The 10,451-nt window shown below is 30.1% G+C and carries 5 protein-coding genes; 1 reads left to right on the top strand and 4 read right to left on the bottom strand.

Annotated elements, in window-relative coordinates; translation table 11 throughout:
* The 4 genes from Q0K54_RS12525 to Q0K54_RS12510 all read right to left on the bottom strand — a co-directional run.
* Nucleotides 1-3,323 (bottom strand): Ig-like domain-containing protein (locus tag Q0K54_RS12525; protein WP_294581720.1); only part of this gene is annotated, 3,323 nt, incomplete at its 3' end.
* Between the two features lie 358 nt (nt 3,324-3,681).
* The gene (locus Q0K54_RS12520; protein WP_294581718.1) at nt 3,682-6,960 is read right to left on the bottom strand and encodes a hypothetical protein; all 3,279 of its coding nucleotides are present in this window, start codon (nt 6,958-6,960) and stop codon (nt 3,682-3,684) included.
* 328 nt (nt 6,961-7,288) lie between these two features.
* Nucleotides 7,289-8,149, bottom strand: a complete 861-nt coding sequence (locus Q0K54_RS12515) for a YitT family protein (protein ID WP_294581716.1) — start codon at nt 8,147-8,149, stop codon at nt 7,289-7,291.
* Nucleotides 8,150-8,252: 103 nt separating this feature from the next.
* Nucleotides 8,253-9,116, bottom strand: a complete 864-nt coding sequence (locus tag Q0K54_RS12510) for a YhjD/YihY/BrkB family envelope integrity protein (RefSeq protein ID WP_294581715.1) — start codon at nt 9,114-9,116, stop codon at nt 8,253-8,255.
* Between the two features lie 162 nt (nt 9,117-9,278).
* On the opposite strand from Q0K54_RS12510, the gene Q0K54_RS12505 reads away from it, so the two are divergent.
* A complete protein-coding gene (locus tag Q0K54_RS12505; RefSeq protein ID WP_294581713.1) occupies nt 9,279-10,442 on the top strand; it encodes a MerR family transcriptional regulator in 1,164 nt (387 codons plus the stop codon).
* The last annotated feature ends 9 nt before the right edge of the window (nt 10,443-10,451 follow it).

Below are 10,451 nucleotides of genomic sequence, written 5' to 3'. Positions count from 1 at the left end.
TGTACTCGATAGTATATATCATAATGACTTGCCATTTCTCCGGTTAAATCTATTTCGATTGCTTCTAATCTCTTTGATTGTCCGCTTGTCCCGGCCATCGCTCCATCTGCTCTCCAGCTTTGCCATCCGATATCTTGAATATGAGTACGATATCTGATACTTCCGCTGTATTGTGGATTATCTAGTTTTATTGTTATCGCTTCTAGACGTTTGGATTGTCCTTCAGTTCCTGATACATTTCCATCATATACATTGCCTAACCATCCAATATCTTGTACATGTGTTGCATATTTTACATAATGTTGTTTAAATGGTGTATCTGTACTTCCAGGAGCATCATCACCTTTTGGTACAATTTTTATTTCTATTGCCTCTAAACGATAACTATATCCTGCTGTTCCAGCAGACTCACCATTTTTAGCCCAATCCATCCAGCCTAATTCTTGGACATGTACTCGATAATAAACATCAAAATTCTCTTCAAGTTCATCTGTAAGTTTTATTTTGATTGCTTCTAAACGTTTTGACTGTCCTTCGGTTCCTGATACCGTACCATCTTCCACCCAGTCTTGCCATCCAATATCTTGAATATGGGTTTGATACTTTATACTTCCAGTATAAGTTTCATTGCTATCTAATTTAATTTCAATAGCTTCTAAACGCTTCTTCTGATTAGTTGTTCCAGATGTTTCTCCTTCTTCAACATATCCTTGCCAACCATCATCCTGGACATGAGTACGATATGTGATTGTTGGAATTTGTTTAACAACAGTTACTTTGCAACTAGCGCTTATACCATTGCTTGCTGTAACTGTAATTGTTGCTGTTCCTATATTTTGAGCCGTAACTTTACCATTGTTATCTACAGTAGCAATATCAGTATCACTAGATTTCCAAGTTAATGTTTTATCATCAGTAGTATTACTTGGATTAATAGTGGCTTCCAATGTTTGATTTTTTGAAACTTGCAATTGTAGTTCTGATTTATTTAATGAAATACTAGTTATTTTACTTGTTACAGTAATTGAACATTTTGTAGTTACTCCATTACTTGCCGTTGCAACTATATTTGTTGTCCCAGCATCGACAGCAGTTACTTTTCCATTTTGGTTTACTTTTGCAACTTGTTCATTTTCACTAGACCATGAAATAGTTTTATCTAATGTTGTATTTTCTGGTTCAATTGTTGCTTTAAGTGTCTTACTATCACCTTTTTCTAAAGTAATAGCCGTTTCATTTAATGTAATTTCAGTTATTGGTATAATTACCGTAACTTTACAATTTGCGCTTAATCCATTTACCGTTGTTGCTGTTATTGTTGCTGTTCCTGCAGCATATGAGACAATATTTCCATTTTGATCAACACTTACAATAGATGGATTACTGCTTGTCCATGATAATGTTTTATCCATAACAGTATCAATAGGTTTAACAGTTGCACTAATTTTATCGTTTGTATCGACATCCATAGTTATATCTGTTTTATCTAAGACAATTTTTTCTATCTTCGAATTGTCATAATTCATTTTTATTTGAACAGCTTCAATATTATTAGTAGTATTACCAGCTATTTCGTTCTCTGACATCCAAGATTGCCACCCTTGTCCTGTTATATAAACTCGATATTGCATTGAATAACCTGGCATATCTTCCAAATTTAATTTAATTCCTTTTATAGTCCTAGCTTGTCCTGTTGTTCCAAATGTTGTGTTTGAATTAATAGTGCTATAATCTTGCCAACCTAATCCTTCAACATAAACACTACCGCTTAAACTATAATCTTCTTCAGGGTTATCAAAGCCAATATTTAAAGCCTGGAGTGCTACTCCTGAACCTGGCTGTCCAGCTGTTTGAGAATCAGGTACGTATTCTAACCATCCGGTATCTGCTATATGTCCTCGATAATAAATTTGTGGATATTTAACTACCTCACTATCATCAGCAACTAGCCTAAAATCAATTGCTTGAATATCTTTGCTAGAATTTCCAGCATAATTTCCTTCTACAACCCAATCTTGCCATCCTATATCAGCACTATGAACTCGATATTCTAAATGATAACCAGGTACATTATCTAAACTAAACTTAACTTGCCTCATCGCCTTATCTTGCGTTCCTAGTACTGTAGAATTTTCTATATTTTGATATTCTATAGTACCGGCAGTATTTTTAATCGTACCAGATAAATGTGCAGAATTTAAAACATTGTTCAATTTAATTTGCAATTGATAAAGTGGAAAACTTCTACCAGTTGTCCCTGCTGTATTAGGTTCAATAAAATATGGTAGCCACCCTACTTTCTCACTATTTGCTCGATATTCAAGGTATGGTGTTGTTGTATCCCTACCTAAAGGTGCGCCTACATGATTTTCAGTATCGTAACCATAAAAATTAGAAAAGCAACTAACATCAACTTCTCCATTTACACCGGCTACAGATCCATTTGAACGATATTGCCATCCATAATTACCTGTATAATAATTATTTACAAATGATAATCTCATTCCATACTGGGCAACCCAAGAAACATATTTATAAATCTCTGGGCTGTTCAATTTTTCCTCTAAATAGCTTTTATAACTATAAACATTTACAGGATATCCATTTGATGACAAGATATTAACAAATGTCTGTACAATAGCAATATTTGTAGCAAGGGAATTATTCTTATTACTATTATTTGATTCTAAATCATAATAAACGGAATATCCCATTTCTGAAGGACGAACGTTGTACTTCTGTAATAAACTTACTACATAATTAGCTTCATTAGATGCATCAGTTGTATTATCGGCATAACTATACATGTATACTCCAAATGGTATATTATTTTGGCGACAACCTGCAAGATTTGATGCAAAATAATCATCCTCATGCATTGATCCTCCAGCAAATGAAGTAATTCTTAAAATCGCTCCATCAACGCCATCATTTTTTACTGCTGTCCAATTAATGCCACCATTATGTGATGATACGTCGATAACTTTTTTACATTCACCATAACCGAATCGCTTTCCATCCCCATCATACATTACTTTTACGCCATTTTCAGTTGTCCATGTTAAATCGTATCCTGAACCTCTAGCTTTAGATTGATGAATTACATCTGTATTCCCATCGGTATCAATTTCTACACCAGAATTTTCATAACCATCTGGATTCGACATTGTTCCATCTACAAAATTTGGGTCATCACTGACAGTATAGGAATATTGTTCTATTTTTTCATCTGTAACATCATCTTCTAAAGCATATACTTGATTACTAAACACCATCATAAAAACAAGTCCAAATGCTAATATTCTTTTTAATCTTACTTTCAATGTTTCTCCTCCCATCAACGATAATTATATACCTTAAATTCATTAAAAGTAAACATAATATACACATACTTTGCCAAAAAATCACATTAAAATAACAAGTTTGTTTTTTACAGTAAATAATTTACATTTATAATATCAATATTAAATTCTATTTTATAATTTTTAGCTAATCTTAAATTGTTATCTGTAATTACATCACTATTAATTATCTTATAGTTGAGATTTATTACCTTATTTTCCCTTAAAATCATTAATTGTTCCTTACATTTTTTCATACAAAAAGGAGAACATCTTGAAATAATTTCATTATTGAGTTTCAATAATAAAATTCAATTCACTATGTCCTCTTTTTTTAAAATTATTTATTTATTATTGATTTGTCAGTACTTCCTGGTGCTTTATCACCTTTTTCAACAATTTGTATTTCAATTGCTTCTGCTCTTTTTGAAAGTCCTGTAGTACCAGCGTCTTGCCCATTTTTAGCCCAATCTAACCAGCCATAATCCTGACTATGCACACGATAATAAATATCATATTTATCAGCCAGTTCTCCTGTTAATCTAATAGATATTGCTTCAATTGCTTTCGATTTGCCTTCTGTTCCTGAAACTTTACCTTCATTAACCCAATTTTGCCAACCATCGCCAGCAACATGACTACGATATTCAATACTACCATTTCCCTCTAAACTTCCTAGATTTACTGTGAAGGCTTCTAAAGCCTTAGACTCACCTACTGTTCCTGAAATTTGTCCATTTTTAACGGTAGATAACCATCCATAATCAGACACATGAGAACGATATGATAGTAATGTATTATTTGTTTGAGTTCTAACTAATGTATAACCATTATCACTTAATTTATAATATTTAAGTGTTCCCTTATTAGCATTATAAATTGCAATATCATATTCTTCATTACCTAATATTTGATCAGAGAATTCTACCAAATAACTTCGATCATCTGATTCACATAAGTCTCTTATTTCTTTTTTAGTGTTTTCATTTATTGATGATGCAAACCAATCAATACCCGTATAATCTACTGATTGTGTTTCTGATAGTGCAGTTTCTTTATTCATGTTATATAATCCACACGCCATTTCACTTGAAGCTGAATTAAAAGTACTAGTGCCATAACCAGACATACTAATCTCTGGATTAAAGAATAAGATTAATTCAGCAGCAATTGATGAATCGACATCCTCAATTTCTAATTCATTTAGCTGTACCTGTTTTTCAGGATATAATCCAGTTGGTGTATTAGGATGACCTTTATAGTAGTACATATATTCGTCACCATAATACAGCTGAGTCAATCTAGCATAATCATCAAAATTTTGCTCATTATAAACATATGTGCCTAGAATCATCATTGCTTTTTTGCCTTGCTGTTCAGCACTATTAAAATAGCCATCATTAAAATTATATAAATCTTTAAATTCTTTTACAGTTGCATCACCTTTAGACTGTAAATTTTGCAATAGAGTATTGACGTTTACTATGGTTACATCATTTTTGATTTTATCTGCAAAAGCATTGCTGTCTCCACTAGTAAATAGATTATTACGCGATACCCACCATTGCGTTCCTGGTTCACAGCTTAGCACTGCATACATACAATCCCAATGACTATGCCAATCCCATCCACTAGCTTTCTTTCCATTTTTGTATGCATATTCTTTAGCATTATTCCAAGTTTCAATTAATTTTTGATGTTTTTCTTCAGGATTATCAACATCATAGGTATCATTAATAATACTATATGTTGCAGAACCATCTGATAACATTGTTATGGTATATTGTCCCTCAGGAATTTTATTAGAATAAATTACATCATGTATATAACTACAAGTTATATCATTAATATATAAATTAAACTTTGCTGTTGGTGTAATTTCATATAAATCTTTTACATATTGTTTAAAAGCTGTAAAATCACTTGTATAGCTAATTTCTGATTCCGTTAAATATGGCATAGCATAAACATTTGTAGGTAAATTATCCCAATCATAAGCCGATGGACGATCTAACATTACAATTGTCGGAATATTGCCATTTTCATTAGTATTAATATCCCAAATTGATAATGAAAAATATACAACTGGGAATGTCGCACTCAATGGAGCCAAATTGTATTCACTAGCTCCAATTCCAACTGTTTTACTACTTGTATTAATTACATTACCATTTTTAATATAATTAACTGTCAAATTAAATTTTCCGTAATTAGTTAAATCAATTTGATTGTCCCCTGTTAAAATTGAATCTATATCTTTTTCAATCCCAATTTCACGAGTAACTTTAGAACCATAATTCATTTTCGCTACATACTGAACTTTATCTACAAGATTTAAATCTTTTAGTTGTTGTAACGCCTCAATGTTCATTTCAACTATTGTTGACTCTTCTAACTGAGTAGCCTGCCAATCATTAGAAATAAAGTGATTTTTGGTAGCTTGTGAAATTCCTTCCCCTTTTTTTACTAACTTAATTTCTATTGCTTCAATAGCGTGATTCCATCCTGCACTTCCTGCAGATTGACCATTACTTGCCCAATCTAGCCAACCAAAATTAGCTACATGGCAACGATAATAAATATCATAATTTTCTGCCATTTGACCTGTCAATTCTATCTGAATTGCTTCTAAACGCAGTTTTTTGCCAGTTGTTCCAGCCACCGCTCCATCGCTAACCCAATTCTGCCATCCAATATTTTGAACATGTCCGCGATATTTAATTGATCCACTATATTCAGGATCTACCAAACTTATAGAAACAGCTTCGGTTCTTAAGGCTTGACCAGTTGTTCCACTAATAGTATCATCACTAACCCAATTCATCCATCCATAATTTTCAACATGTGATTGATACTTTAAGTTCTTTTTAATAAATGGGTTTGCCGTACTTCCAGGAACCTCACCTTTATTTGTAATTACAATTTGAATTGCTTCCAAACGTAATGAATAACCTTGAGTACCTGCTTTTTCACCATTTTTGGCCCAATCTAACCAACCATAATCTTGACTATGAACTCGATAATATACATCAAATTTTTCTACTAATTCATCAGTTAAACGAATCTGGATTGCTTCGAGTCGTTTTGATTTACCAGTAGTTCCGCTTATTTCACCGTTTGAAATCCAATCCCTTTCCCATCCAATATCTTGAATATGAGCTTTATATTGGATGTTTCCAGTATAATTAGAATTATCTAAATTTATTTGAATTGCTTCAAGTCGTTTAGACTCTCCAGTAGTACCACTAGTTGTTCCATTTGAAAGCCAAGATTCTTCCCATCCATAATCTTCAACATGCACACGATAATTAATTACAGGTATATTGTTTTCATTTTCTTCTTGTTCTGTTTTTGAATCAATTGATTCTTCATTTTGAGAATTTTCTGTTATCTCATTTGAATCAGCTTCTTTCTGTTCTTCATTTGAAACTGTATTATTATCGGTCTGTAAATTATCATTTTCTTCATTATCAATATTTTCTTCACCATTGGTATTTACTTCTTCTTGGGTTATTTCTTCCGATTGTATTTTTTCTTCATTATCAATCGCATTTATGGTAGTATATGGACTAAGAAGTATTAATACTAAAATTGAAATAATCAGTTTCTTTTTTCTCATATCTTCACCTCCTTAAAGTAATTGTAACATATACATACATGTAATTACTATGGTTTGTGATTATTCTAAAATAATTTCTATCATTTTTTAATAAAATAGCTCTATTATTTCTATCTGCGATTTTAATCTTCCAGTTCTATTTTTTATTATAAATCCTATTATTTATTCTCATTTTCTTTTAATTATCTGATATAACTATTTTCACCTTTATCATTAAAAATATTTATTCTACAAAATATCTAAATACACTATTATTTTGTATTTTTTGTTACTAAAAAAGGAATAGTTCACTATTCCCTTCTACGCTATTTTAAATAAAACCATATAATTAAGATTCTTTAACTTCATGTTTTTTGGCACTTGAAAATCCTTTTCCACGTACTTCATTAACTCGATTTATTATCATAAAAGCATCAGGATCAATATCATATACATAATTATTTAATTGCGTTAATTCCCGATTATTAACAACAGTTAATACTACTGGATATGGGTTATGTTTAAATCCCGTTTCACTATGAATTAATGTTGTTCCTCTATCTAAAACATTAATAATGGTATCATTGATTTCATTATATTTAGCGCTGACAATTTTTACTTGCATCTGCGCCTTACCGATTACTAACACTTTATCTAAAACAACCGTGTAAATGAGAACCAGTAAAATTCCATAGAACACCATTTCACGATCTCTAATAATCATTTGTCCTAAAAGAATGACAAAATCAAAACCATACATACTTACAGAAACAGGTATTCCTAATTTTTTATTTAGTACTAATGGTGGGATGTCCATACCACCTGTACTGGCCCCACAACGTATCACAATTCCAATTGCCGCTCCAATCATTAACCCAGCTAATATGACACATAATAACGTATCATTACTCATTTTTTCATTATTGAAAAAACCTTGAAGTATTCCTAAAATAAATGGATAATAAAAGGAACTAATCAGCGTTGTTAAAGCAAACTTCTTACCTAAAATTTTCCATCCCAATATAAACATAATAATATTAAACAAATAAACAAAAATAGTAATTGAAAATCCTGTAGTAGCATTAATTAATAATGCCATCCCAGTAGTACCACCAGTTATTAAATTATTTGGCAAAATAAACATTACTACCCCTAAAGCATAAATCGTATTTCCTAATAATATTCCAACTATATTTTTTACATCTTTCATTATTTCACTCTTTCTATTATTTTTATACTTGTTATTCTAAATGATATTTATTTTTAATACAATAAAAATGGTAATAACCTTAATTACTACCATTTTATCATCTTTAATATTTAATATTCGTTTCTGTCACTGTTTCATATTTTTTTTCATATTCTTTTTTCATTTCTTTAATTAATCGTTTCATATGAGCCTCAAACATTACATACATCCCAATAAATATCAACTCTGCCACTAATGAACAAGAAATCATGACAACGACAATCGAAGCTAATGGCCCATAAACTGATGTATAATCAGCAATTCCAAAGTAAAACTGTAAACAGGCTAATAAAATCATCATCAAAATACTAGCTACTGTTGCCCCTTTGACAATATCAAAAACATGAACATGAGCATCGGGAATTATTTTATATAATAAAAACAAAATCACAAAAAATACAATAAATAAATATAAATCCCCTAGTAAAAATATCCCACTTAAATCGACAAAGTAACTAACAATTGGTAAAATTGTTAATAATGATATTATAAGCAACAATAATACAAATACTGCAATCGTTTTAATAAGCATCAATATCTGTTCAACGATTACATTTCTTTCATGAGCTGCAGGAAATAAGTTTTTGGAAATACCATAAAGCTGATTGATTCCCCGACTTACCACATATAGTGACATTCCCAAAACTACAATTGAAGACAAACTAATATGACTCGAATTTAAGTAATTAACGACTATAGATGCAAATTCTGGCGTAAGATAATTTTGGAGTACTTCTTCAATTACTGACAAATCAACATGCAATAATGAAGCAAAGAAAGCAACGAGTGAACAAATTGGGATTATTGACATTATCAAATAGTAAGAAAAACAAATACCAGCATTTTTATTTACTTTGTAGCGATAATCAAGCATCCGATTATTAATGCGATCATAAATTTTGAAACCAAGTTCTTTGATTTTTTCCATTTTCCCCACCTTACCTACTAAATTTTTAATATGTTATATTTATTTAATTATACAAAAGTATCGATTTTAATACAATTTTATTTAAGAAATTCTTTAGAAAATCCTTATATTTTCTTAAAAAATAAACTTTTTAAAACCAAACATATCCCTTATAATAAAACTATGGAAAAATTATATTCAACTGGTGAATTTGCCAAAATGGCAGGTGTTACCATCAGAACAATTAGATATTATGATAAAATTGGTCTTTTAAAACCAACCAAAATATTAGATAACGGTTATCGACGCTACTGTAATCAAGATCTAATCACCCTTCAAAGAATTCTTTGTCTTAAAGAACTTGGTTTTTCTTTAGAAGAAATTTATCCTTTGATTCAAGATGATGATCAAGATAGTTTTTTAAAATCTATTCAAATGCAAACTACTTTAATTGATCAAAAAATTAAACATCTAAATAACTTAAAAGAATCACTAAAAGCTACAGAACGTCTAATTTCTAAAAATAATATTGCCTGGGATAAAATAATTGAGTTAATAAAATTATCATCAATTGATGAAAACATTGTTAATCATTATATGAATGCTAAAAATTTATCTGCAAGAATAAAACTACATGATTTATATTCAACCAATCATCAAGGATGGTTTCCCTGGCTCTTTGAGCAAATTGATTTTTCAACAGTATATCGATTATTAGAAATTGGTTGTGGTAATGGTAAACTATGGGAAAATAATCATTATAATTTAAGAAATCGAGAGATCTTTCTTTCTGATGCTTCCGAGGGAATGGTTGAAGAAGCTAAAAGTAAATTAGGTAATGAATATAATTATTTAGTTATTGATTGTCAAAATATTCCATTTAAAAATAATTACTTTGATACCATTATTGCTAATCATGTTTTGTTTTATTTAAAAGATATTGATTCTGGTTTAAAAGAAATTACTCGAGTATTAAAAAATCAAGGGACTTTTTATTGTACGACCTACAGTAAAAAACATATGCAAGAAATTAGTATTATTGCTAAGGAATTTGATGAAAGAATTAGTTTATCAGATGAACCGTTACCTGATTATTTTGGTTTGGAAAATGGTTATGATATTTTAAAGAAATATTTTAGTTTTATTGAATTAAAAAAATATGATGACTCATTATTAATCACAAAATCCCAACCATTAATTGACTATATTTTAAGTTGTCACGGTAATCAAAATGATATTCTTGCTAATCAAATGAAAGAATTTAAACAGTATATTGAAAATATAATTGCCAAAAATAATGGTATTAAAATTACCAAAGATTCTGGCTTGTTTATTTGCAGTAAATAGAAAGGAGTT

The organism is uncultured Thomasclavelia sp. (genome assembly GCF_944324745.1).
Taxonomy (GTDB): domain Bacteria; phylum Bacillota_I; class Bacilli_A; order Erysipelotrichales; family Coprobacillaceae; genus Thomasclavelia.
This window is presented reverse-complemented; position numbering and strand designations above follow the sequence as displayed.